This is a genomic window from Streptomyces sp. NPDC104814, assembly GCF_055583185.1.
Map to the genome: position 1 here is coordinate 41833 of NZ_JBVJOL010000012.1, position 24487 is coordinate 66319.

General features: G+C 69.5%; 21 protein-coding genes. 9 read left to right on the forward strand and 12 right to left on the reverse strand.

The features are described 5' to 3' along the window. Window positions 1–31 precede the first annotated feature (31 nt). The 6 genes from gyrB to dnaA form a co-directional block, all read right to left on the reverse strand. Window positions 32–2116 carry a DNA topoisomerase (ATP-hydrolyzing) subunit B gene (gyrB, locus tag ACZ64A_RS31395; RefSeq protein WP_469815203.1) on the reverse strand — a complete coding sequence of 695 codons (2085 nt, stop codon included), beginning with the start codon at window positions 2114–2116 and terminating at the stop codon, window positions 32–34. A 476-nt stretch (window positions 2117–2592) separates the two neighbouring features. Then, window positions 2593–3156 carry a DciA family protein gene (locus tag ACZ64A_RS31400; RefSeq protein ID WP_469815205.1) on the reverse strand — a complete coding sequence of 188 codons (564 nt, stop codon included), beginning with the start codon at window positions 3154–3156 and terminating at the stop codon, window positions 2593–2595. Between the two features lie 85 nt (window positions 3157–3241). After that, window positions 3242–4363, reverse strand: coding sequence for a DNA replication/repair protein RecF (gene recF, locus ACZ64A_RS31405; protein WP_469815207.1), 1122 nt, complete (start codon window positions 4361–4363; stop codon window positions 3242–3244). A 117-nt stretch (window positions 4364–4480) separates the two neighbouring features. After that, entirely contained in the window at window positions 4481–5356 is an 876-nt protein-coding gene (gene gnd, locus ACZ64A_RS31410; protein WP_469815209.1) for a phosphogluconate dehydrogenase (NAD(+)-dependent, decarboxylating), read from the reverse strand. 211 nt (window positions 5357–5567) lie between these two features. Continuing rightward, window positions 5568–6698 (reverse strand): DNA polymerase III subunit beta, encoded by a 1131-nt coding sequence (dnaN, locus tag ACZ64A_RS31415; RefSeq protein WP_361630206.1) that lies wholly within the window; start codon window positions 6696–6698, stop codon window positions 5568–5570. Between the two features lie 922 nt (window positions 6699–7620). Then, complete coding sequence (dnaA, locus tag ACZ64A_RS31420) at window positions 7621–9723, reverse strand: chromosomal replication initiator protein DnaA (protein WP_469815211.1); 2103 nt, start codon at window positions 9721–9723, stop codon at window positions 7621–7623. Between the two features lie 378 nt (window positions 9724–10101). Between dnaA and rpmH the strand changes: the two genes are divergently transcribed. The 9 genes from rpmH (at window position 10102) to ACZ64A_RS31465 (ending at window position 17029) form a co-directional block, all read left to right on the forward strand. Then, on the forward strand, window positions 10102–10239 hold the full coding sequence (gene rpmH, locus ACZ64A_RS31425; protein WP_003949374.1) for a 50S ribosomal protein L34: 138 nt from the start codon (window positions 10102–10104) through the stop codon (window positions 10237–10239). Window positions 10240–10260: 21 nt separating this feature from the next. Then, window positions 10261–10632, forward strand: a complete 372-nt coding sequence (gene rnpA, locus ACZ64A_RS31430) for a ribonuclease P protein component (RefSeq protein ID WP_469815213.1) — start codon at window positions 10261–10263, stop codon at window positions 10630–10632. After that, window positions 10629–10982: a membrane protein insertion efficiency factor YidD gene (gene yidD, locus ACZ64A_RS31435; RefSeq protein WP_469815215.1), complete on the forward strand. Its 354-nt coding sequence runs from the start codon at window positions 10629–10631 to the stop codon at window positions 10980–10982. Before rnpA ends, yidD begins: the two co-directional genes overlap by 4 nt. 3 nt (window positions 10983–10985) lie before the next feature. Further along, entirely contained in the window at window positions 10986–12266 is a 1281-nt protein-coding gene (yidC, locus tag ACZ64A_RS31440) for a membrane protein insertase YidC (protein ID WP_469815217.1), read from the forward strand. A 15-nt stretch (window positions 12267–12281) separates the two neighbouring features. Next, window positions 12282–12794, forward strand: a complete 513-nt coding sequence (locus ACZ64A_RS31445) for a Jag family protein (protein WP_469815219.1) — start codon at window positions 12282–12284, stop codon at window positions 12792–12794. Window positions 12795–12911: 117 nt separating this feature from the next. After that, a complete protein-coding gene (gene rsmG / locus ACZ64A_RS31450; RefSeq protein WP_469815221.1) occupies window positions 12912–13628 on the forward strand; it encodes a 16S rRNA (guanine(527)-N(7))-methyltransferase RsmG in 717 nt (238 codons plus the stop codon). Between the two features lie 313 nt (window positions 13629–13941). Further along, window positions 13942–15015, forward strand: coding sequence for a ParA family protein (locus tag ACZ64A_RS31455; RefSeq protein WP_469815460.1), 1074 nt, complete (start codon window positions 13942–13944; stop codon window positions 15013–15015). After that, window positions 15012–16109, forward strand: a complete 1098-nt coding sequence (locus ACZ64A_RS31460; protein WP_469815223.1) for a ParB/RepB/Spo0J family partition protein — start codon at window positions 15012–15014, stop codon at window positions 16107–16109. The genes ACZ64A_RS31455 and ACZ64A_RS31460 overlap by 4 nt, the downstream gene beginning before the upstream one ends. Window positions 16110–16411: 302 nt before the next feature. Further along, window positions 16412–17029 carry a GNAT family N-acetyltransferase gene (locus ACZ64A_RS31465; protein WP_469815225.1) on the forward strand — a complete coding sequence of 206 codons (618 nt, stop codon included), beginning with the start codon at window positions 16412–16414 and terminating at the stop codon, window positions 17027–17029. A gap of 63 nt (window positions 17030–17092) precedes the next feature. Here the strand turns inward: ACZ64A_RS31465 and trxA are convergent, their stop codons facing one another. The 6 genes from trxA to murJ form a co-directional block, all read right to left on the reverse strand. Next, complete coding sequence (trxA, locus tag ACZ64A_RS31470; RefSeq protein WP_469815227.1) at window positions 17093–17419, reverse strand: thioredoxin; 327 nt, start codon at window positions 17417–17419, stop codon at window positions 17093–17095. 44 nt (window positions 17420–17463) lie between these two features. After that, window positions 17464–18435, reverse strand: a complete 972-nt coding sequence (gene trxB, locus ACZ64A_RS31475) for a thioredoxin-disulfide reductase (RefSeq protein ID WP_469815229.1) — start codon at window positions 18433–18435, stop codon at window positions 17464–17466. A 126-nt stretch (window positions 18436–18561) separates the two neighbouring features. Next, complete coding sequence (locus tag ACZ64A_RS31480) at window positions 18562–19557, reverse strand: anti-sigma factor family protein (RefSeq protein ID WP_469815231.1); 996 nt, start codon at window positions 19555–19557, stop codon at window positions 18562–18564. Continuing rightward, entirely contained in the window at window positions 19554–20279 is a 726-nt protein-coding gene (gene sigM / locus ACZ64A_RS31485) for an RNA polymerase sigma factor SigM (protein WP_469815233.1), read from the reverse strand. The genes ACZ64A_RS31480 and sigM overlap by 4 nt, the downstream gene beginning before the upstream one ends. Before the next feature lie 27 nt (window positions 20280–20306). After that, entirely contained in the window at window positions 20307–22028 is a 1722-nt protein-coding gene (locus ACZ64A_RS31490) for a protein kinase family protein (RefSeq protein ID WP_469815235.1), read from the reverse strand. 136 nt (window positions 22029–22164) lie between these two features. Next, window positions 22165–24486: a murein biosynthesis integral membrane protein MurJ gene (murJ, locus tag ACZ64A_RS31495; RefSeq protein ID WP_469815237.1), complete on the reverse strand. Its 2322-nt coding sequence runs from the start codon at window positions 24484–24486 to the stop codon at window positions 22165–22167. Window position 24487 lies beyond the last annotated feature (1 nt).

Sequence of the window (24487 nt, forward strand, 5' to 3'; positions counted from 1 at the left end):
ATCCTTCCTGGTGCGGTCAGCTGAGACCGACTCAGATGTCGAGGAAGCGGACGTCCTTGGCGTTGCGCTGGATGAACTGCCGGCGTGCCTCGACGTCCTCGCCCATCAGGACCGAGAACAGCTCGTCGGCCTGGGCGGCGTCGTCGAGGGTGACCTGGCCGAGGACGCGGTGCTCCTGGTCCATGGTGGTCACGCGCAGCTCCTCGGCGTTCATCTCGCCGAGACCCTTGAAGCGCTGGATCGAGTCCTCGCGCACCCGCTTGCCGCGCTGGCGGCCCAGCTCCAGCAGCGCGTCGCGCTCACGGTCGGAGTAGGCGTACTCGATGTCGTCCTTGCCCCACTTGATCTTGTACAGCGGGGGGCGGGAGAGGAACACGTGCCCGGCCTCGACCAGCGGCCGCATGAAGCGGAACAGGAAGGTCAGCAGCAGCGTGTTGATGTGCTGGCCGTCGACGTCGGCGTCCGCCATCAGGATGATCTTGTGATAGCGGAGCTTGTCGATGTCGAAGTCCTCGTGCACACCCGTGCCGAAGGCGGAGATCAGCGCCTGGATCTCCTGGTTCTGCAGGATCTTGTCGATCCGCGCCTTCTCGACATTGAGGATCTTGCCGCGGATCGGGAGGATCGCCTGGTATTCCGGGTTGCGTCCGGACTTGGCCGAGCCGCCGGCGGAGTCACCCTCGACGATGAAGATCTCGCACTTGGTGGGGTCGTTCGACTGGCAGTCGGAGAGCTTGCCGGGCAGGGACGCCGTCTCCAGCAGGCCCTTGCGGCGGGTCAGGTCGCGGGCCTTGCGCGCGGCCACGCGCGCGGTGGCGGCCTGGATGCCCTTGCGGATGATGTCCGCGGCCTCGTTCGGGTTGCGGTCGAGCCAGTCGGTGAGGTGCTCGTAGACCGCCTTCTGCACGAAGGTCTTGGCCTCCGTGTTGCCCAGCTTGGTCTTGGTCTGGCCCTCGAACTGCGGCTCGCTCAGCTTGACCGAGATGATCGCGGTCAGACCCTCGCGGATGTCGTCACCGGTGAGGTTGTCGTCCTTCTCACGCAGCAGCTTCTTGTCGCGCGCGTACTTGTTGATCAGGGACGTCAGCGCGGCGCGGAAGCCCTCTTCGTGAGTGCCGCCCTCATGAGTGTGGATGATGTTCGCGAAGGAGTACACACCCTCGCTGTAGCCGCTGTTCCACTGCATCGCGACCTCGAGGGACAGGCTCTTGTCCTTGTCCTCGGCCTCGAGGTCGATGACCGTCGGGTGGACCACCTCGCCCTTGCGGGCGTTGAGGTACTTCACGAAGTCGACGATGCCGCCCTCGTAGTGGTACGTGACGGTCTTGGCCTCGTCCTTCTCGTCGGCGCCCGCCTCGTCCGCCCCGGCGGTGGCCTTCGCCGACTCACGCTCGTCGGTGAGCTTGATCGTCAGGCCCTTGTTGAGGAACGCCATCTCCTGGAAACGCCGCGACAGCGTCTCGAAGGAGTACTCCGTGGTCTCGAAGATGTCCGCGTCGGCCCAGAAGGTGACCGAGGTGCCGGTCTCCTGCGTCGCCTCGTGCTGGGCCAGCGGCGCCGTCGGGACGCCCATCTTGTAGTCCTGCGTCCAGCGGTACCCGTCGGTCCTGACCTCGACGGAGACCTTGCTCGACAGGGCGTTCACCACGGACACGCCCACGCCGTGCAGACCGCCGGAGACCGCGTAGCCGCCGCCGCCGAACTTGCCGCCCGCGTGCAGGACCGTCAGCACGACCTCGACGGCCGGCTTGCCCTCGGAGGGCACGATGCCGACCGGGATACCGCGGCCGTTGTCGACGACGCGCACCCCGCCGTCGGCGAGGATCGTCACGTCGATCGTGTCCGCGTGGCCGGCCAGCGCCTCGTCGACGGAGTTGTCGACGACCTCGTACACGAGGTGGTGCAGTCCGCGCTCGCCGGTCGAGCCGATGTACATGCCGGGTCGCTTGCGGACCGCGTCCAGACCCTCGAGGACGGTGATGGCGCTGGCGTCGTACGAGGCCGTGACCTCACCGCTCGAGGTGCTCGCCGCGTTGTCCGCGCCGGCGTCGGTGGACGGGATGTTCTCGTTGGGGTTGCCGGAATCGGCCACGAAGCGCCCTTTCTGGCACAGCACAAGCCAGGCTCCTGGGGGTTCCCCCTGTGGAGGAGGGTTGCCGGAGCGGCTGCGGCATGGTGCGTTGGTAAGCCTTGATCAGCGTTGCTCAGCGTTTCCCGGACGGTCCCCGTGGTTGGGGCGGGATTGGCTTCCAGTCTACCGGTAGCACTGACATCGATGGGGGTTTGCCGGTACCTGAGTCCCGATGTGGCGCCCTGAACCGGCCTCTTCCGACTCCCGATATACGGAAGGGGGCTCCAAGAGGCTCACAGCGGCACTCAGCGCCTCGGACTGTCAACCCTTTGCTACTCGGGAGTCAGGTGTCGTTTCGTACGCTTATGCGGTGATTTTGTGTGTCTTGCCGTGCACGCGTGCGTGCGTTCCGTACGCGGGGGCGGGCAGCGCGGCAGGCGACCCGGCACGCACGCGCGTAGACGCAGGGATTCGGTGTGACGTCGCTCACTCGGGCACGCCGGCGCCGTCCCCGGCCGTACTCAGCCGTAGGTGTCGCCCGGTCCGACACTGCCCGGGGCGCGCAGGGGGCCGTAGCGGCGCACGGGGCCGCCCGGGCCCAGCACCTTGATCATGCGGACGGCGCCGTGCCCCAGGTCCTCGTTGAGCCGCGCGACCAGCGTCGGGGCGAGCAGACGGAGGTTGGTCGCCCAGGCCGTGGAGTCGCAGCGCACCACCAGCACGCGCTCGTCCTCGTCGTACCGCTCCGGCACGCAGTGCTTGGCCACGTCCTCGCCGACGATCTGCGGCCAGCGGCCCATGACTCCGCCCACCGCGGCCGGCGTCTCCCATCCCCGCTCGGTGATCAGCCGGTTGATCGCCGCACCGAGTGCCAGCGGGTCGCGTCCGTCGGCCCGCGCGCCGGAGCGCAGGCCGCCGCGGCGCGCCTGCTTCTTCTGCTGCGCGGCGTCGCCACGCGCGCGTGCGGCCTCCTTCGCGGCGCGCAGCGCCACGCGCGCGAGGTCGACACCGGACGGCTCGGGAGCCTTCTTCGGCTGGTTCTCCGGCCGGCTCTCGGGCCGGCTCTCCGGCTGCTGTCCGGTCATCCGCGCGTCACCTCCGCGGTCACGCGTGCCACCTCGCCGGTCATCCGGGTGCCGGCCTCCGCCGTCACGCGTGCCATGCCGCCGCTCATACGCGTGCCACCTCGCCGTCCGCCACCGCGTACCGGGCGCCGCTGAGCACGTGCGGTACGTCGTCGTCGACCGCCGCCGTCACGAGCACCTGCTCGCCCGGCGCCACCAGCTCCGCCAGCCGCTCCCGGCGGCGGGCGTCCAGCTCGGCGAACACGTCGTCGAGGATGAGCACCGGCTCGTTGCCCTCGGCACGCAGCAGGTCGTAGGAGGCCAGACGCAGGGCGAGGGCGTAGGACCAGGACTCGCCATGGGAGGCGTAGCCCTTGGCCGGCAGCCGGCCGAGCTTGAGCAGCAGGTCGTCGCGGTGCGGGCCGACCAGGGTGACGCCCCGCTCGATCTCCTGCTTGCGGGCGTCCGCGAGCGCCGCCATGAGCTGCGCGTAGAGGTCCTCACGCGCGTGTGCCTCGCCGGGCGCGGACGGCTTGTACTCCAGACCGAGCGGCCCGCCGCCCGGGGCCAGCTGCTCGTACGCCTTGTCGGCCAGCGGCTGGAGCGCGGCGATCAGGTCCAGGCGCTGGGCGAGCAGTTCGGCGCCGGCCCGCGCGAGGTGCTGGTCCCACACGTCGAGCGTGGACAGGTCCATGGAGCGGCCGCCGTGCCGACGGGCCAGCGCGGCCGTCTTGAGCAGGGTGTTGCGCTGCTTCAGCACCCGCTCGTAGTCCGAGCGCACGCCCGCCATGCGCGGGGAGCGCGCGGTGATCAGCTCGTCCAGGAACCGCCGCCGCTCCCCCGGATCGCCCTTGACCAGGGCGAGGTCCTCCGGCGCGAACAGCACGGTCCGCACGATGCCGAGGATGTCCCGCGGCCTGACCTGCGAGGACCGGTTGATACGGGCGCGGTTGGCCTTGCCGGGGTTCAGCTCCAGCTCGATCAGCTGCTGCCGCTCGCCCTGCCGGACCTGGGCGCGTACGACGGCCCGCTCGGCGCCCATGCGCACGAGCGGGGCGTCGGAGGCGACGCGGTGGCTGCCCAGCGTGGCGAGGTAGCCGACCGCTTCCACCAGGTTGGTCTTGCCCTGCCCGTTGGGGCCGACGAACGCGGTGACGCCCGCCTCCAGCGGGACCTCGGCCCGGGCGTAGGAGCGGAAGTCGGCCAGCGACAGATGCGTGACGTGCATGGTCGTTCGCCGACCTCCCCAGCCTTCGGGTAGTGCCTGTACTGCTTCTCGTGGCGCGCTTGTCGTTGCGCGTTCTCTCCGGGCGACGCGTCCTGCGGGCGCGTCGCCCGGGGCGGGTTACTTCTTCTCGACCGCGTGGCCGCCGAACTGATTGCGCAGCGCCGCGATCATCTTCATCTGCGGCGAGTCCTCCTGGCGGGAGGCGAACCGCGCGAACAGCGACGCGGTGATCGCCGGCAGCGGCACCGCGTTGTCGATGGCGGCCTCCACGGTCCAGCGTCCCTCACCGGAGTCCTGTGCGTAACCGCGCAGGCCCTGAAGGTGCTCGTCGTCGTCGAGGGCGTTCACCGCGAGGTCCAGCAGCCAGGAGCGGATGACCGTGCCCTCCTGCCAGGAGCGGAAGACCTCGCGGACGTTCTCCACGGAGTCGACCTTCTCCAGCAGCTCCCAGCCCTCGGCGTAGGCCTGCATCATGGCGTACTCGATGCCGTTGTGGACCATCTTCGCGAAGTGGCCCGCGCCGACCTTGCCGGCGTGCACCGCGCCGAAGTCGCCCTCCGGCTTCAGCGCGTCGAAGACCGGCTGGACCTTGGCGACGTTCTCGGCGTCGCCGCCGTACATCAGCGCGTAGCCGTTCTCCAGGCCCCAGACCCCGCCGGAGACGCCGCAGTCGACGAAACCGATGCCCTTGGCGGCCAGCTCCCGTGCGTGCTTCTCGTCGTCGGTCCAGCGGGAGTTGCCGCCGTCCACCACCACGTCACCGGGCTGGAGCAGCTCGGCCAGCTCGTCGATGGTCGACTGGGTGGGCTCGCCCGCCGGGACCATCACCCACACCACGCGCGGGCCGGAGAGCTTGCCCACAAGCTCCTGAAGGCTGTGGACATCCGCGACGTCGGGGTTGCGGTCGTATCCGATGACGGTGTGGCCGGCGCGGCGGATCCGCTCGCGCATGTTGCCGCCCATCTTGCCGAGGCCGACGAGACCGAGCTCCATCAGTGCTGTTCCTTAAGGTCGCTGTGTGGCGTGCGGGGCACCATGGCACCCCTGGGGCACCCTCGTACCCCTGTCCGAGCCTAATCCCGGACGGTCCCGCACAGCTGTGGGCATACGCGCTCAGACGTACGCCCTCACCTGGGGATTTCGACGGACGGTGGTCCACAGGCTGTGGACCACCGCGGCGGCCTCACTCCGGCAGCGGGCGGGGTCAGCCGCTCAGCCGCACCGGCATGATCAGGTACTTGTACGCGTCGTCCGCCTCGGCGTCCACGGCCGGCTTGCCGCTCAGCAGCGCGGGCTTGGTGGACGTGGTGAACGACAGCTGCGCCACCGGCGAGTCGATCGCGCTCAGACCGTCCAGCAGGAACGTCGGGTTGAAGGCGATGGAGATGTCGTCACCCTCCAGCTGGGCGTCGACCCTTTCCACAGCCTGTGCGTCGTCGCTGGAGCCGGCCTCCAGGATCAGCACGCCCTGCTCGAAGCTCAGCCGCACCGGGGTGTTGCGCTCGGCGACCAGGGCCACACGCTTGACGGCCTCCACGAAGGGGGCGGTCTCGATCACGGCGACGGAGTTGAACTCCGTCGGGAACAGCGTGCGGTACTTCGGCAGGTCGCCCTCGAGCAGCCGGGTCGTGGTGCGGCGGCCGGCGCCCTCGAAGCCGATCAGGCCCTCGCCTGCGCCCGAGCCGGACAGCGCCAGGATGACGCTGTCGCCGCTGGTGAGCGCCTTGGCGGTGTCCTGGAGGGTCTTGGCGGGCACCAGGGCGACCGCGGAGACGTCCGGGTTCTCCGGCTTCCACAGGAACTCGCGGACCGCGAAGCGGTAGCGGTCGGTGGAGGCCAGGGTGACCGTGTCGCCCTCGATCTCGATGCGCACACCGGTGAGGACGGGCAGCGTGTCGTCACGGCCGGCGGCGATGGCCACCTGCGAGACGGCGGCGGCGAAGACCTCGCCGGGGACCGTGCCGGTCGCGTTCGGCATCTGGGGAAGCGCCGGGTACTCCTCCACAGGCAGTGTGTGCAGGGTGAACCGGGACGACCCACAGACCACCGTCGCCCGTACACCGTCTGTGGAAATCTCCACCGGGCGGTTGGGGAGCGCGCGGGAGATGTCGGCGAGCAGGCGGCCGGACACCAGGACCGTGCCCTCCTCCTCGACCTCGGCCTCGACGCTCACCCGGGCGGAGACCTCGTAGTCGAAGCTGGACAGGCTCAGCTGGCCGTCCTCCGCCTTCAGCAGCAGGCCGGCGAGGACAGGCGCCGGCGGACGGGCCGGGAGGCTGCGGGCCGCCCAGGCCACTGCCTCCGCGAGTACGTCGCGTTCCACCCGGATCTTCACGGTAAGCCGCCTCCTGCTGTTGCCGGCGCTTGTCGCCCTGCTTCGCCTTCGTCGTCTGTCGCGGTGTCACGGGCCCCGTCGGGGGGAAGGACACCGGGACCAGTCTGACGCACCGCACTGACAGTAGGTGCCCGTCGGGGTCAAGTCGCGACGAGGGGCAGCCGGTCAACCGACAGCGAGTTGTGCACAGGCCCCGCTTCGAAACGAATTCCTCGCTCTCTCTAGTCGTTGGTAGTAGTAGGGCCTGTGGATACCGTGGATAACCTCGTTTGCGCAGGTCAGAGCCCAAATTTTATCCACCGGGCCTGTGGGTGGAGGCGGTGGACAACCGGGGCCTTCTGTGGAGAACAGAAAGTTCTGCACACACCATCAACAGGCCGGGGCGAGTTCTCCCCAGAAGCGTCCCCAGGTTTACCCACGTTTCCCACAGCCCAACCCGGCAGCTTCGTGTGACGGCTTTCACTCGACGTGGTGAGGAGGCGCGTCGGCTTGCCGAACAGTGGACAGACATGTGGAGAAGCGGGCGATCTCTGGGGACAACGGGCCTCAGCCTGTGGGTTACCCGTGGACAACTTCCTGCACAGGGTGTGGACCGGCAAGTTGTCCACACCCTGTGGATCTTCTTCGTCCACGGATCCACAGGCACCTGAGCTGGGCCGATGATGTTCCCCCAGGCTCCCCTGTGGACGCGATCTGGACAACTCGGCAGTCCCCAGGGTGTGGACGCGAAAAAGTCCCCGAATCTGTGGAGAGAGGCCGTAACCCGGCAGGTAATCGAACAAGAGATGACAGATGGACGACGGCCAAGGCAGCGCGTCGGAGGCCGTCGAAGGCGTTCGCGGCCGGCTAAGGCGTCCTGGATACGGCTGAGGGCGCCCCCGGCGACCCGGGAGCGCCCTCTGTGCAATCCGCCGTGGTGGCGTCAGCCGTTCTTGATGCGGTTGGTCAGCTCGGTGACCTGGTTGTAGATGGAGCGGCGCTCGGCCATCAGATTGCGGATCTTGCGGTCCGCGTGCATCACCGTCGTGTGGTCCCGGCCGCCGAACAGCGCACCGATCTTCGGCAGCGACAGATCCGTCAGCTCACGGCACAGATACATGGCGATCTGCCGGGCGGTCACCAGCGCGCGCCCCCGCGACGTGCCGCACAGATCCTCGACCGTCAGCCCGAAGTAGTCCGCCGTCGCGCTCATGATCGCCGTGGAGGTGATCTCCGGGGCCGAGTCCTCGCCGCCCGGGATCAGGTCCTTCAGGACGATCTCCGTCAGCCCCAGGTCCACCGGCTGCCGGTTGAGCGACGCGAACGCCGTCACCCGGATCAGCGCGCCCTCCAGCTCACGGATGTTCCGCGAGATACGGGAGGCGATGAACTCCAGCACCTCCGGCGGCGCGTTCAGCTGCTCCTGCACCGCCTTCTTGCGCAGGATCGCGATCCGCGTCTCCAGCTCGGGCGGCTGGACGTCGGTGATCAGTCCCCACTCGAACCGGTTGCGCAGCCGGTCCTCCAGCGTGACCAGCTGCTTCGGCGGCCGGTCGGAGGACAGCACGATCTGCTTGTTGGCGTTGTGCAGCGTGTTGAAGGTGTGGAAGAACTCCTCCTGCGTCGACTCCTTGTCCGCCAGGAACTGGATGTCGTCGACGAGCAGGATGTCCATCTCCCGGTACCGCTTGCGGAAGCTGTCGCCCTTGCCGTCGCGGATGGAGTTGATGAACTCGTTGGTGAACTCCTCCGAGCTCACGTACCGCACGCGCGTGCCCGGGTAGAGGCTGCGCGCGTAGTGCCCGATGGCGTGCAGCAGGTGCGTCTTGCCGAGCCCGGACTCGCCGTAGATGAACAGCGGGTTGTACGCCTTCGCCGGCGCCTCGGCCACGGCCACCGCGGCCGCGTGCGCGAAGCGGTTCGAGGCGCCGATGACGAACGTGTCGAACAGGTACTTCGGGTTCAGCCGCGCGGTCGGCTCCCCGGGTCCGGAGGCCGGCGCGGGCTGCGCGGCCAGCGGTCCGGGAGCCCCGGTGGTGGGCAGGTTCGAGCCCACGGGACCGCCGCGGTGCACGTGCCCGGAGCCGGCCGGCGGCTCGGGCAGCTCCCGGCGGCCGCCGTCGCGCTGGTCGTAGTCACGGTCGTAGTCGCGCGAGGGACGGCCGTCGCGGGTGTCGTGGGTGTCGCGGCGGTCGTACTCACCGCGGGGCTGGTCGTAGGACGGCCGCTCACTCGCCGGTGGCCGGTAGTCCGCCGAGGAGGGCGAGGCGTACGGATCCTTCGACGACGGCGAGGCGTACGGGTCCTTCGCCGGGCCGCCGGACGCGTACGGGTCCTTGCCGCCCGGCGCGGAGCCGTACGGATCGTTGCCGCCCGGTGCCGAGGCGTAGGGGTCCTTCGCCGGCCCACCCGAGGCGTACGGGTCCTTGCCACCCGGCCCGGAGCCGTACGGGTCCTTCGCGCCGTGTCCCCCGGAGCCGTACAGGTCGCGCTCGGGGAAGCCGAGCCGCTGCTGCTGCCAGCCGTAGTCGTCCTGGGAGGGACGCGGCCAGGCGCCGGGCTCGGGGCGCTGGTACTCGGAGGGGTAGGCGGGGCGGGCCGTGGGGAGCTGGTCGCCGGACTCGCCGCGGTGCCGGCCGTACCCCTCGTACTGGTCGTACTGCGGGGCGGCGGGCGGCTCGGGCTCCTCGTAACGCGATTCCTCGTACCGCGGCTCCTCGTAGCGCGGCTGCGGCGGAGCGGCCGGCGTGGCGGGAGCCGCGGGCTCGCCCGCGGAGTCGTCGACGGTGATCGCGATCCGGATCGGCCGGCCGCACTCGCGGCTCAGCGTCTCGCTGACGATCGGCGCGAGACGCCCCTCGAGGACGTTCTTCGCGAACTCGTTCGGTACGGCGAGCAGGGCCGTGTCGGCGACCAGCGCCAGCGGCTGTGTGCGCCGGATCCAGTGCTCGTCCCTTCCTTCGACCCCCTGATCGCGTCCCTCGCCGAGGAGCTGCTCCAGCACTCGTGGCCACACTGCGGCAAGATCGGCAGGTACGTCAGCCACAGGGCACGCTCTCTCAGAGAGTCCCTCGAACGTGTGGTTCGGGGACGGGTCGGGATGTGAATCGGGTGCTTGAGGGGACAAGGGAACGAATCGGAGTCCAGCCACGGTAGTCAGCGCGGCGGGTACGGTTCAAGTTGTTGTCCCCAGGCTGTGGACAAGTGTCTCCCGGTGACCGTCGGTTTGACCGGATGGCGTAGTCCCGCGTACCGTAACCAGGTCGAGTTGTCGATGGCTGCTGCCGCCTGCCTCCGATGGGCACAGATCGCGAACACGGTGATCGGACAGCGGTGCACTCGGGCGTAACGCGAGCTACTCGTGGGCGCACGGTGACAGCCAGGACGGCACCCCGCCAACCCCGATTCTTTCTGGAGCCCCCGAGTGAGCAAGCGCACCTTCCAGCCGAACAACCGTCGTCGCGCGAAGACCCACGGCTTCCGGCTGCGTATGCGCACCCGTGCCGGCCGCGCGATTCTCGCGTCCCGCCGTGGCAAGGGTCGCGCCCGTCTGTCCGCCTGATCCCGATCAGGTCATGACGTCGTGCTGCCCACCGAAAACCGGCTGAGGCGGCGCGAGGACTTCGCGACCGCGGTACGACGAGGGCGCCGGGCAGCCCGCCCGTCCCTCGTCGTCCATTTTCGCAGCGGTGCCACGGACCCGCACGCGCCAGGGGAGAGCGCTCCCCCGCCGCGTGCGGGTTTCGTCGTGAGCAAGGCCATCGGCGGCGCGGTCGTGCGCAACACGGTGAAGCGCAGGCTTCGCCATCTGATGCGCGACCGGGTCACCCAGCTGCCCCCCGGTAGCCTGGTAGTGGTACGTGCGCTGCCCGGTGCGGGTGACGCCGACCATGCACAGCTGGCCCGAGACCTGGACGCCGCCCTTCAGCGGCTGCTGGGAGGGGGCGCGCGATGAAGTACCCACTGCTGGCCCTGATCAAGCTCTACCAGTGGACGATCAGTCCGCTGCTCGGGCCGGTGTGCAGGTACTACCCGTCGTGCTCCCACTACGGCTACACGGCGATCGACCGGCACGGTGCGATCAAGGGAACAGCGCTCACAGCCTGGCGGATTCTGCGGTGCAATCCGTGGTCGCCGGGCGGAGTGGACCATGTTCCGCCGCGCAAGCGCCCGCGGTGGCACGAAATGCTGCGTGACGCCTGGCGTGCACGCAGGGGCGGGCCCTCCGCCGCCGAACCGGCCACCGACGGGGAGATCCCTTCGAGCCCGGCCGCAGAGACCCCGCCCCATGCCCAAGGAGCATGATTAGTGGACACGATTGCCAGCCTCTTCAGTTTCATCACCTGGCCCGTCTCCTGGGTCATCGTCCAGTTCCACAAGATGTACGGCGCGATCTTCGGCGCCGACACCGGGTGGGCCTGGGGCCTGTCCATCGTGTCCCTGGTGATCCTGATCCGCATCTGCCTGATCCCGCTCTTCGTGAAGCAGATCAAGTCGACGCGCGCGATGCAGACGCTCCAGCCGGAGATGAAGAAGATCCAGGAGCGCTACAAGAACGACAAGCAGCGCCAGTCCGAAGAGATGATGAAGCTGTACAAGGAGACGGGTACCAACCCGCTCTCCTCGTGCCTTCCCATCCTGGCCCAGTCGCCGTTCTTCTTCGCCCTGTACCACGTGCTCAACGGCATCGCGACGGGCAAGACCATCGGTGTCATCAACGACCCGCTGCTCGCCAGTGCCCGTAAGGCACACATCTTCGGTGCCCCGCTCGCCGCGAAGTTCACGGACAGCGCCGACAAGGTCGCCTCGCTCGGCGCCACGCTGACCGACGTCCGTGTCGTGACCGCGATCATGATCGTCCTGATGTCGGCGTCGCAGTTCTACACGCAGCGCCAGCTGATGACGAAGAACGTCGACACCACGGTGAAGACGCCGTTCATGCAGCAGCAGAAGATGCTGATGTACGTCTTCCCGGTCATGTTCGCCGTCTTCGGCATCAACTTCCCGGTCGGTGTCCTCGTCTACTGGCTGACCACCAACGTGTGGACCATGGGCCAGCAGATGTACGTCATCCACAACAACCCGACCCCGGGTTCCAAGGCCCAGGCCGCCTACCTGGAGCGCCTGCACAAGCACGTCACGCACCACGGCAAGGTCGCCCGGCGCCGGGACAAGGTCATCGTCAAGGCCATCGTCGCCAAGGGCCGTGACCGCAACGAGTTCGAGCGCAAGTTCATCAACGGCCTGAGCAAGGCCGGCCTGGCCGCCCAGACCGACGGCACGGTGATCCGCAGCGAGAGCCAGACGGTGGTCGAGACCGAGGACGGCACGACCATCACCGGTGGCCAGCCCAAGCGGCAGCAGCCCAAGCGGCAGTCCAAGGCCCAGCGCCAGTCGGGCGCGATGAAGGCGGGCGATGAGCCCTCGTCCACCGGCCCGTCGCTGAGCAAGTCCGAGGAGCCGGAGGACACCAAGCCCGCCGGTGCCGCCGGCAAGGCCGCCCCGAAGCAGGGCTCCGGTACCCGCAGCAAGGCCCAGTCCGGCCAGCGCAAGGGCCCGCAGCGGCCCAAGTCCCCGTCCAAGAAGTAAGAAGGAGCCCATCCCGTGACGGAAGGCACCACCTCCGCCGCTGCCGAGGGTGCAGACACCCTCTCCCGCCTGGAGCAGGAGGGCGAGATCGCGGCGGACTACCTCGAGGGTCTGCTGGACATCGCCGACCTCGATGGCGACATCGACATGGACGTGGAGGGCGACCGGGCCTCCGTGTCGATCATCAGCGACACGGGCAGCCGTGATCTGCAGAAGCTGGTCGGTCGTGATGGCGAGGTGCTCGAGGCGCTGCAGGAACTGACGCGGCTGGCCGTGCACCGGGAGACCGGGGACCGCAGCCGGCTGATGCTGGACGTCGCCGGCTACCGGGCCAAGAAGCGTTCCGAGCTGGCCGAGCTGGGTGCCAAGGCCGCCGCCGAGGTCAAGAGCAGCGGTGAGGCCAAGCGGCTCAAGCCGATGACCCCGTTCGAGCGGAAGGTCGTCCACGACGCGGTGAAGGCCGCCGGCCTGCGCAGCGAGTCCGAGGGCGAAGAGCCGCAGCGCTTCGTCGTCGTCCTGCCCAACTGACGTCGATACGTACGTCACTCCGGCCCCGTCTGATGCGCAGGCGGGGCCGGACTTTGTCAGCCTGTAGTTCTGGTGATCGGCGCTGGTGGCGCTGATGCGTACGGAAGGACGGTCCCCGTGACGGAGGCAGCGGAGCTCCCCCCTGCGCCCGAGCAGGCGCGCGACGTGTTCGGTGATCGCTTCACGGATGCGGTCCGCTACGCCGAGCTCCTCGCCGAGGCCGGTGTGCAGCGTGGGCTCATCGGGCCGCGGGAGGTGCCACGCCTGTGGGAGCGGCACCTGCTCAACTGCGCGGTGCTCTCGGAGGTCGTCCCCGAGGGCGTGACCGTGTGCGACGTGGGCTCCGGTGCGGGTCTGCCCGGCATCCCGCTGGCGCTGGTGCGCGAGGACATCAAGATCACCCTGTTGGAGCCGCTGCTGCGGCGCACGAACTTCCTCCAGGAGGTCGTGGAGCTGCTCGGGCTCGACCATGTGACCGTGGTGCGCGGGCGCGCCGAGGAGGTCATGGGCAAGCTGCCTCCCGTCCATGTCGTCACCGCCCGTGCGGTCGCCCCGCTGGACCGGCTGGCCACGTGGGGCATTCCGCTGCTGCGCCCCTACGGCGAGATGCTCGCGCTCAAGGGCGACACCGCGGAGGAGGAGCTGAAGAGCGCGGCCACGGCACTGAGCAAGCTGGGAGCGGTGGAGACGTCGATCCTGCACGTCGGTGAGGGCGTGGTGGATCCCCTGTCGACCGTGGTGCGGGTCGAGGTGGGCGAGAGCCCCGGTGGAGTGCGGTTCGCGGCGAAGCGTGCGAAGGCCGCTCGGACGGGCCGGACGCGCCGGCGGCGTTGATCGCCTCCGACGACGAGACGTACTCCACACAAGCTGCCCCGCCTACGCCTGACGGAGTGTCGCTCCGGTTCGGCCTGCGGTGCTGTGCATCGTGTTTCACGTGAAACGTCGCTCACTGCTGCACGGCATCATCAGTCGGGGCCGCGCTGCGGCCGATCCCCGCGACCGTAAGCCCCTCGGTTCACTCGACAAAGACCCCGTAGATGGGGCCCCCATCGACGGGACCCGGTCCCCCGTGAGGGGCACGGAGTTGTCCACAGAGGTGGATTTCTCCACAGAAGACCAGACCTCACTGGTTGATGACCCCGAAGACATGCGAGGCTCTGTTCATTGCGAGCCTGAAGTCGAGGAGAGTGAATCCTTGCGGTCCGACGCCAACATCGCGGGACCGATGACCGATCCGGTCCCCGGTCCCCGTACTGAGTCGATGGGGGACGATGTTTCACGTGAAACACCGCCCCCGATGGACGACACTCCGATCGGTCGTGCTGCCCAACTGGCGGTGGAGGCTCTGGGCCGCGCCGGCGAAGGTCTGCCACGACCGGAGCAGACCCGTGTGATCGTGGTCGCCAACCAGAAGGGCGGCGTCGGCAAGACGACGACCACCGTCAACCTCGCTGCCTCGCTGGCACTGCACGGCGGCCGGGTGCTGGTGATCGACCTCGATCCGCAGGGCAACGCGTCCACCGCGCTGGGCATCGACCACCACGCCGACGTTCCGTCCATCTATGACGTGTTGGTCGACAGCAGGCCACTCGCCGAGGTCGTGCAGCCGGTCCCCGATGTCGAGGGCCTCTTCTGCGCCCCCGCCACCATCGATCTCGCCGGTGCGGAAATCGAGTTGGTCTCGCTCGTGGCGCGCGAAAGCCGGCTGCAGCGAGCGATCCAGGCCTATGAGCAGCCGCTGGACTACATCCTCATCGACTGCCCGCCCTCGCTCGGCCTGCTGACGGTCAACGCGCTCGTCGCGGGCCAGGAGGTCCTGATCCCGATTCAGTGCGAGTACTACGCACTGGAAGGCCTGGGCCAGCTGCTGCGCAACGTCGACCTGGTGCGGGGGCACCTCAACCCCACGCTGCATGTGTCGACCATCCTGCTCACCATGTACGACGGCCGGACGCGCCTTGCGTCCCAGGTCGCCGAAGAGGTGCGCACCCACTTCGGTGACGAGGTGCTGCGGACGAGCATCCCTCGCTCGGTCCGTATCTCCGAGGCACCGAGCTATGGGCAGACGGTTCTGACCTACGATCCGGGGTCGAGCGGTGCGCTGTCCTATCTTGAGGCGGCACGAGAGATCGCGTTGAAGGGCGTCGGCGTCAGTTACGAGGCTGCGCACGCCCATATCGGCGCCCAGAGCAACCCGAACATGGTGGAGGGCATCCAGTGAGCGACCGACGGAGGGGGCTGGGACGTGGACTCGGTGCGCTGATTCCTGCTGCCCCGACCGAGAGGACACCTGCCGCGACGGCCCTGGGAGGTGGCGCGTCGGCATCCCCCGCGTCCGTCCCGGTGCTGACGGGCGATCGTGGGGTGGCTGCCGCCAAGCTGGCCACGCTTCCCGCTGTTTCACGTGAAACCGAGGAACCGACGGCATCCGCTCCGGAGATGCCCGCGCCTCCCCTCGGTGCCCACTTCGCGGAGATCCCCCTCGACGACATCCGGCCGAACCCGGAACAGCCGCGCAAGGTCTTCGACGAGGAGGCCCTGGCGGAGCTCATCACCTCCATCAAGGAGGTCGGTCTCCTTCAGCCGGTCGTCGTCCGGCAGGTCGGCCCTGCCCAGTACGAACTCATCATGGGTGAGCGCCGCTGGCGCGCCTGCCGTGAAGCGGGACTGGACGCCATCCCGGCGATCGTGCGGGCCACAGAGGACGAGAAGCTCCTTCTGGACGCGCTGCTGGAGAACCTGCACCGGGCCCAGCTGAACCCGATCGAAGAGGCGGCTGCCTACGACCAGCTGCTCAAGGACTTCAACTGCACGCACGACCAGCTGGCGGACCGCATCGGCCGTTCCCGCCCGCAGGTCTCCAACACCCTGCGTCTGCTGAAGCTGTCGCCCAAGGTGCAGAACATGGTGGCCGCGGGTGTGCTCTCCGCCGGTCATGCGCGGGCGCTGCTCGGCGTCGACGACCTCGAGGACCAGGATCGGCTGGCCCACCGCATCGTCGCCGAGGGGCTCTCGGTGCGGTCCGTGGAGGAGATCGTCACCCTCATGGGGTCCCGGCCGCAGAAGGCTCAGCGGGCCAAGGGGCCGCGGGCCGGCGGCCGGCTCTCCCCGGCGCTGTCCGATCTCGCGAGCCGGCTCTCGGACCGCTTCGAGACGCGGGTGAAGGTCGACCTGGGTCAGAAGAAGGGCAAGATCACTGTCGAGTTCGCCTCTGTGGAAGACCTCGAGCGGATCCTGGGCACGCTCGCCCCAGGCGAGGGTCCGGTGCTGTCCAGGGGTCTCCAGGACGACGGCGCGGAGGAGTCCGACGACTGAGCGCCCTGCAGGAGCGGGCCGTGTCCGGTGTGTACCGGAACACGGCTCGCTCTTTGCTTTCTGCCGGTATCGACGGAATCGCATCGTGGATACGATGCGTTGGGGTATGGCGCATCCACCTGGCAGGCACCTTTGAGTGGGAGGCAGGGAGCCGTGCGAACGACGATGAGCCGGGCCGGACTGGTGAGCGCGGGACTGGGCCTGGGCGCGGTCGGCGGATTCGTCGGCAGCCTGCTCAGGGAACGGAGTGCTCTGACGGCCGCCCGTGGTTCGGCGGGCGAAGAAAGCGAGGAACAGCCTTCATGGGGCGTCGGCTCGTACCGCTCACGCTGGACAACCTTCAGGACCTTCCCAAGCGTTGTCGCTCGTGTGTCTTCTGGGAGCTCGATCCCGTCAGTGGCGAAGCCGCGGTAAAGGCCGGTACACCGGCTCTGGAGAAGGAAGCCTGGATCTCCGCGGTCCTGCTCGACTGGGGCTCCTGCGGCCGTGTCGTCTATGTGGACGACAAGCCGGTGGGCTATGTGCTCTACGCGCCGCCCGCCTACGTTCCCCGCTCGACGGCCTTTCCCACCAGCCCGATCTCACCGGACGCGGTGCAGCTGATCACCGCCTTCATCCTGCCGGGGTACCAGGGGCAGGGGCTTGGCCGAGTGATGGTCCAGACGGTCGCCAAGGATCTGCTGCGCCGCGGATTCAAGGCCATCGAGGCGTTCGCGGATGCCCGCTGGAAGGAACCGGCCTGCATACTCCCCGCCGACCATCTGCTGGCCGTGGGCTTCAAGACGGTCCGCCAGCATCCGGCGCATCCGCGGCTGCGGCTGGAGTTGCGCTCCACGCTGTCGTGGAAGGAAGACGTGGAGCTGGCGCTGGACCGGCTGCTGGGCGCGGTGCAGAAGGAGCCGGCGCTGCGGCCGCTGTGATCCCCGGAGACGCGAAAAGGGCCGGCCCCTGAGGGCCGGCCCTTTGATGTTTCACGTGAAACGTCAGCCGATGAAGTCCTGGAGGTCGCGCACGATGGCGGCCTTCGGCTTGGCGCCGACGATGGTCTTGGCGACATCGCCGTTCTGGTAGACGTTCAGCGTCGGGATGGACATCACGCCGTACTTGGCGGCCGTCGCCGGGTTCTCGTCGATGTTGAGCTTGACGACCTCGATCTTGTCGCCGTACTCGGCCGCGATCGCCGCGAGGGACGGAGCGATCTGGCGGCACGGACCGCACCAGGCGGCCCAGAAGTCCACCAGGACGGGCTTGTCGCTCTTGAGGACGTCCTGCTCGAAGGAGTCGTCGGTCACGTTCTTCAGGTCGGCCACGGCGGGCTCTCCTTAATCGGTCGGGGCGTGGGGCGGAAGGGGGATCAGACGGAGGTCTTCTCGGGCTCGGCCTGCTGCTCGTTGTCGGCGAGGGCAGCGAGGAAGCGCTCGGCGTCCAGGGCGGCGGAGCAGCCGGTGCCGGCCGCGGTGATCGCCTGGCGGTAGGTGTGGTCGACCACATCACCGGCGCCGAAGACACCGGTGAGGTTCGTCCGGGTGGAGGGCGCGGCGACCTTGAGGTAGCCCTCCTCGTCCAGGTCCAGCTGGCCCTTGAACAGCTCGGTGCGAGGGTCGTGGCCGATCGCGATGAACAGACCGGTCACCGGCAGATCCGAGAGCTCGCCGGTCTTGAGGTTGCGCAGCTTCAGACCGGACAGCTTCTGCTCGCCCTGGATCTCGGCCACCTCGCTGTCCCAGACGAACTTGATCTTCGGGTCGGCGAAGGCGCGCTCCTGCATGGCCTTGGAGGCACGCAGGGTGTCGCGGCGGTGGACGATGGTCACGGACTTGGCGAACCGCGAGAGGAAGGTGGCCTCCTCCATCGCGGTGTCACCGCCACCGATGACGGCGATGTCCTGGTCCTTGAAGAAGAAGCCGTCACAGGTGGCGCACCAGGAGACACCGCGGCCGGAGAGCGCGTCCTCGTTCGGCAGGCCCAGCTTGCGGTGCTGCGAGCCGGTGGTGACGATCACGGCCTTGGCCTGGTGGACGGTGCCCGCGGTGTCGGTGACGGTCTTGATCTCACCGGTCAGGTCGACGGAGACGATGTCGTCCGGGATCAGCTCGGCACCGAAGCGCTCGGCCTGGGCGCGCATGTTGTCCATGAGCTCGGGGCCCATGATGCCGTCGCGGAAGCCCGGGAAGTTCTCCACCTCGGTGGTGTTCATCAGAGCACCGCCCGCGGTCACGGCGCCCTCGAACACCAGGGGCTTCAGCGACGCGCGCGCGGTGTACAGCGCCGCCGTGTAGCCGGCGGGCCCGGAGCCGATGATGATCACGTTACGGACGTCGCTCACGGCTTGATTCCTCGTCTCTGGACTGCGTCGTACGGCCGGTGGAGCCCGTTCAGAACTCTCACCCCACCCAACGGATCCTAAGGGGCGTGCATTCCCGCCGTGTCGGTGCACACGGGCGGGCTGTGCTCAGGGACGGGTGTACGAGTTCTTGAGCAGAACCTTGGCGGGGCCGGCCGACGGATGAGCGACGCAGGTGGCGTCCATGAGGTAGGCGTCGACCCGGTTCACGTCGGCTGCATCCGGCACCACCACGAGCAGCGCGTCCTTGCCCTGGAAGATGCCGGCCTCGGTGCCCAGGGCGGCGTCGCCGCGGCCCAGACCCTGGCGGATGCACTCGGGGACGGTGGGCTGGGAGCGGAACACCCTGGGCCGCTCCGTGCCGGTCCGGGAGTCGGCGCCGAAGCTGTGCGGCGTGCGCGAGCCGTCGGCGGATTTCTGCTGCTGGGCGAGCAGCCGGTCGACCTGCTGCCCCAGCTTGGCCTCGGAGAAGGTGTCCGCAGCGGTCGTCCGGTGCTGCTGTGCCGTCGTTCCGGAGGTGCCGCCCATCAGCGAGGACACCAGTAGAGCACCGAGCCCCACAGCGGCGGCCGCGCAGGCGGCGCCGATCAGCCCGACCGTACGGCGGCTGCGGCGGGCGCGCTGTTTGCGGCCGGGGCCGGTGGTGACGGTGCGAGCGTGGCCGGCGGGGCGATCGGAGACAGCCGCCGTTTCACGTGAAACATGCGCGTCGTGCTCGCTGAGCGAAGCGGCGACCGAGGCATCGGACGAGGAAGGCCCCGAGGGATCGGCCGCGGAAGAGGCCGAGGCATCGGACGCAGACGAGACCGAGGAAGACGCCGGCTCCTCGGAGTGCTCCTCCGGAGTGGTCGCGCTCAGCAGGGCTTCGGCGGCGAGTGCCGCGTCGATGCGGCCCGCGACATCGGCCGGCATCCGCGGCGGACCCGGCAGGGTGCCGAGCAGCCCCCGGATCTCCTCCAGCGAGGCGTACACGTCCGCGCACAGCTCGCAGGACTCCAGATGCCGCCGGACGTCCGTGGTCCGCGCCGGCGGGAGCAGTCCCTCGGCGAGGTCGGAGATCTCGGCGACATCCGGGTGCCCGGCCATGTCCGTCGTGGATGTCACGCTCGCCCACCTCCGCCCTTCACAGCAGCTGAGTCGCTCGGTCCTGCCTCACCGGAACCCGGGTCGTCGGATTCCGCTGCCGGTGGGACGGATGTCCCGTGCACCCGGTTCCGTCCCGCGTCCGGTTTTCCGCTGCCGGAGGTGTTCTCGGGCCGCAGATGGGTGAGCAGCGGAACCAGTCTGGCTCTGCCCCGGGCGCAGCGGCTCTTCACCGTCCCGGTCGGCACATCGAGGATGCGGGCGGCCTCGGCGACGGGATACCCCTGCATGTCGACCAGCACCAGGGCGGCACGCTGGTCGGCCGGCAGGGTGCCGAGCGCCTCCAGGAGCTGGCGGTGCAGGTCGTTGCGTTCCGCGGGCGCCGAGGCGGATTCGTGCGGCTCCAGCAGCTGCTCCAGCCGCTCGGTGTCGTCGACCGGTGAGGTCTTGCGGGAGGCCGCCTTGCGGGCGCGGTCGAGGCAGGCGTTCACCGTGATCCGGTGCAGCCACGTCGTGACCGCCGACTGTCCGCGGAAGGTGTGGGCGGCCCGGTAGGCGGACACGAGGGCGTCCTGCACCGCGTCGGCGGCCTCCTCGCGGTCGCCGAGCGTCCGCAGGGCCACCGCCCACAGCCGGTCCCGGTGTCGCCGCACGAGCTCACCGAAGGCGTCGGGGTCGCCGTCCACATGGCGGGTGAGTAGATCCTGATCGCTCACGCCGTCGTATCCGCTGCCGTCCGCCATCCGGCCCCCTCCCCCCTCGGTGAGATGTCAGCCTTTGAACTCCACGTCGGTGATGGCCTGCTTCCAGCCCGCACTGCTGTAGCCGTCCGAGGGCGCCTGGGGCACCGCCGTGATCCACAACAGCACGTACCGCGTCTTCAGTGACTTCGACGCCTTCACGGTGAGCGAGGTGTCGCTCGTGGTGGCCTTGCCGATCTCCTTCATGCCGTCGACCGACGTGGACGGCGTCAGGGAATCCGTGGCGTACAGGTGCACGGTGGTGTGGTCACCGGGGTACCGGAGCGCTATCGACGCGCTCTGGACCTCCTGCTCCGAGCCGAGGTCGTAGACGATGCCCACGCCCGGCTTGTAGGGAGCGAGGACCGGTCCCTCGTTGTAGCGCTTGGTGCGCCAGTACGTGGAGCTGTCACCGTCGTAGGTCTTGTCCACGTCACCGGGGGCCTGGGGGGAGCCCTCCGCCACGTACTCCTCGGCGTGCTTGATGGCGATCGGCTTGACCGGTCGGGTCTGGTCGTCGCCCTTGCCGTTGCCGTCCGTGGTCTGCGTCTGGTCGGTCTGGTCGGACGTGCCGCCGCGGTCCATCAGGGCGTCCGCGAGCTGCCAGCTGCCGAGGCCCAGCGCGGCGATCAGCAGGGCGGACACGGCCCACTTCAGTGCCTTGCCGGTACGGCTCTGCAGCGGGGGCGGCGGAGCGGGCACCGGCTGCGTGACGCCGGGATGTGCCGAGGGACGGCCGTAGGAGCCCTGCTGGTACGTCGTGCGCTGGTACTCGGGCGGTGCGGTGAACGTGGGCTCCGGCGGGCGGATGCGGGGCATCTCGCCGATCGCCTTGACCAGTTCCTCCGGGGTGGTGCAGGGAGCCTCGTGCCGTGAGGCGGTGGCGCCGTCGTTGGCGAGGGCACGCATGGCGAGCTCGGACAGGCCGCGGTGGACACCGGCCCGTACCTGGTCGGGCGGGATCAGACCAAGGTCCTTGGGCAGCCCTGACAGGCCGTAGGCGTCGTTCTCGTACGGCCAGCGCTGGGTGAGCGCCGCGTACAGCAGAGCACCGATCGCCTCGGTGTCGGTGCGCTGCGGGGTGTCGGAGCTGATCCCGCGCAGCGCGGCGTTGACGGCCAGGCCGCGGATACGCCACTGACCGGTGGAGGTGCGCAGGACGGCGTTGGGGTTCAGACGCAGATGGGCGAGGCCCTCACGGTGGGCGGCGGCCATGGCGGCGGCGATCTGACTGACCATCTGGTAGGCGTCGTGCGGCTCGAGCGGCCCACCGGACAGCAGGGTGGTCATCTCGGTGGCGTCGGGCAGCCACTCGTGGACGACGTAGACGAGGTCGTTCTCCTCGACGGCGTCCAGAACCTGCACGAAGCGGGGGTCGCCGAGCAGTGCGGAGGAGCGGGCCGCCGCCAGCACGGAGCGGGCCCGCGCGTGGTCGGCCGGCAGGACATGGATGCCGACGGCGCGGCGCAGTTTCTCGTCGACCGCGCGCCAACTGCTGAATCCGTCCAGACGGGTGACGCATTCCTCGAGCCGGTAGCGTCTGGCCAGTTTGTGACCGCTGTGCAGCTCGGGCGGTGAGACCTTCCCGGGACGTTCCGGCGTCCCGCCACTCCCCTGTGCCTCGTCGATGTCCGTGTCCCGCTCCCGGTTCTGGGCCACCCCGTCGGCCGTGGACTGGTCCGCCTGTGCGGTCAGCGACTCGTCGTCGCTGTTGTCTGCCACGTCGACGGCAGCCGTGCTCCGTTCCGCCACCGTCGTTCCTGCCTCCCCATCTTTTGCGCGCCGTGCGACGACGAGCGCGCCGTCCGACGCCGAAACCAATTGTGCCCACAGTCCGCCGCTATGCACGACACGCGGTGGCGTCCGTTGGTTGTGCGCCTACCCCCTCTCAGCGGCCCAGTCGTCCGCGCACCATACCGACGAGCGAGTTCAGTTCCTCGATGCGCATACGGCGGGCGGCGGCGTAGAAGACGCCGAGCAGGACGACTCCGCCGGCCAGCAGGGCCGCGAAGGAGCCGGCCACGCCCTGGCCGAGCGTGTGCCCGATGCCGTAGCAGGCGGCGCCGCTGAGCGCGGCGGCCGGGAGGGAGGCGATGCACAGCCGCGCGTAGGTCCGCAGGACCTGGGCGCCGTCCAGGTCGCCGCCGAGGCGCTTGCGCAGCCGGGACCAGGCGACCCCGACACCGATGGCGTAGGCCAGGCCGTACGCGGCGGCCATGCCGACCACCGCCCAGCGGGCCGGGAGCAGGAAGTAGCACAGGGCCGAGGCGCCGGCGTTGACGGCGGCCACGATGACCGTGTTGTAGAAGGGGGTGCGGGTGTCTTCGTAGGCGTAGAAGGCGCGCAGGACGACGTACTGCACGGAGTACGGGATCAGGCCGAGGGCGAAGGCCATCAGCATGTAGCCCATGTTGGTGGCCTCGCTGGTGCCCGAGGAGCCGAAGATCAGCGTGCACATCGGGATGCCGAGGGCGAGGAACCCGAAGGCGATGGGCACGATCGCGACGGCCGTGGTGCGCAGGCCCTGCGAGATGTCGTCCCGGACGGCGCCCGTGTCGTCCTCGGCCGCCGAGCGGGAGATGCGCGGCAGCAGGGCGGCCATCAGCGACACCGTGATGATGGCCTGCGGCAGACCCCAGATCAGCTGGGCGTTGGCGTAGGCGGCGAAGCCGGTGCCGTCGACCGGGGAGGCCTTGCCGGCCGAGGTGGACAGCTGGGAGACGACCAGCGCGCCGGCCTGGTTGGCGAGGACGAAGAGGAAGGTCCACTTGGCGAGGGTGACGGCCTTGCCCAGGCCGTGGCCGCGCCAGTCGAAGCGCAGCCGCAGCCGGAACCCGGTCTCCCGCAGGTAGGGGATCATCGCCAGGGCCTGCACGACCAGACCGAGCAGCACGCCCACACCGAGGAGGCGCTGGCCCTCCGGCGGGATGTTGGTGACCTTCATGCCGGAGTGCTCGGCGGTGCCGTAGACCCAGATGAACATGGCCAGCGTCACGATGATGACGATGTTGTTCAGGACCGGCGTCCACATCATCGCGCCGAACTTGCCTCGAGCGTTGAGGATCTGTCCCATCACGACGTGGATGCCCATGAAGAAGATCGAGGGCAGGAAGTAGCGCACGAAGGTGATCCCGACCTCGTTGGAGGCCGGGTCGGAGGCGACCGAGTCGGACAGCACCCGGATCAGCAGGGGCGCCGCGAGGACCGCCGCCACCGTGAGCAGGCCGAGCGCCACCATGACCAGGGTCAGCAGCCGGTTGGCGTAGGACTCGCCGCCGTCCTCGTCCTCCTTCATGGAGCGCACCAGCTGCGGCACGAAGACGGAGTTCAGACCGCCGCCGACGGTCAGGATGTAGATCATCGTCGGCAGCTGGTAGGCGACCTGGAAGGTGTCACCGAGGACACCGATGCCCAGCGCCGACGCGATCAGCGCGGAGCGGACGAAGCCCGTCAGGCGGGAGACCATCGTGCCCGCCGCCATCACGGCGCTCGACTTCAGCAGACCTGCGGCGCGGCCGCCCTTCTTCGCCGGTGCGGCGGGCGCGGCGGGCACGGCCGCAGTGGCCTCCACGTCGGCCGAGGCGTCCGCGGCGACGGGCGCGGCAGGGGTGACGCCCAGATGGAGCGTCTGCTCGGCGCTGGGCGCGGGCGGCGCCTGGTGCGGACCCGCGGTCCCCTGGCCGGTCCCCGGCGCGGCCGCCGGGCCCGGCACCGACGGCTGGTGCTCGTAGGACGGGTGGCCGGCGCTCTGCTGCTGGTCGCGGAAGAGATGGGCGAAGGCGTCCGGCTCGTGGCGCCCCTCGCCGGCCTGGCTGACCAGGTCGTCCACCCCGACGTACTGGGTGGTGCGGGGGTCGTCGCCGAACGGCAGGTACTGCGTCGGGCCGTCCGGCTCCGGCGCGGGCGTCTGCGCCCACACGTGCGGGTCCGGGGCGTACGGCGACTGCTGCGGCTGCGCGTACAGCTGCTGCGGCGGCGGGAAGGTGCCCGGCGGGGGCGGCGGGTGCGCGGCACGGTCGTAGAGCGCCTCGGCGACCGGGTCCTGCGCGGCGAGGTCCTGCCCGCGGTAGGGGTCCTGTTCGTAGGCGTCCTGGAGGTACATGTCCGCGGGGTGCTGCGGCGGTACCGGGCCGTTCTCCGGCGGCGGGCCCTCGGGGTGGCCCGAGCCGCCCACGGCCTGGCCGCGGTCACCGTCGTACGGCGCGTTCATG

Excerpts from the sequence above, each read along its gene's own strand:
- ACZ64A_RS31400 (WP_469815205.1), bottom strand. The coding sequence starts at position 3,156 with ATGACCGGACAGCAGCCGGAGAGCCGGCCCGAGAGCCGGCCGGAGAAC.
- recF (WP_469815207.1), bottom strand. The coding sequence starts at position 4,363 with ATGCACGTCACGCATCTGTCGCTGGCCGACTTCCGCTCCTACGCCCGG.
- gnd (WP_469815209.1), bottom strand. The coding sequence starts at position 5,356 with ATGGAGCTCGGTCTCGTCGGCCTCGGCAAGATGGGCGGCAACATGCGC.
- yidD (WP_469815215.1), top strand. The coding sequence starts at position 10,629 with ATGAAGTACCCACTGCTGGCCCTGATCAAGCTCTACCAGTGGACGATC.
- ACZ64A_RS31455 (WP_469815460.1), top strand. The coding sequence starts at position 13,942 with ATGCGAGGCTCTGTTCATTGCGAGCCTGAAGTCGAGGAGAGTGAATCC.
- ACZ64A_RS31465 (WP_469815225.1), top strand. The coding sequence starts at position 16,412 with ATGGGGCGTCGGCTCGTACCGCTCACGCTGGACAACCTTCAGGACCTT.
- sigM (WP_469815233.1), bottom strand. The coding sequence starts at position 20,279 with ATGGCGGACGGCAGCGGATACGACGGCGTGAGCGATCAGGATCTACTC.
- murJ (WP_469815237.1), bottom strand. The coding sequence starts at position 24,486 with ATGAACGCGCCGTACGACGGTGACCGCGGCCAGGCCGTGGGCGGCTCG.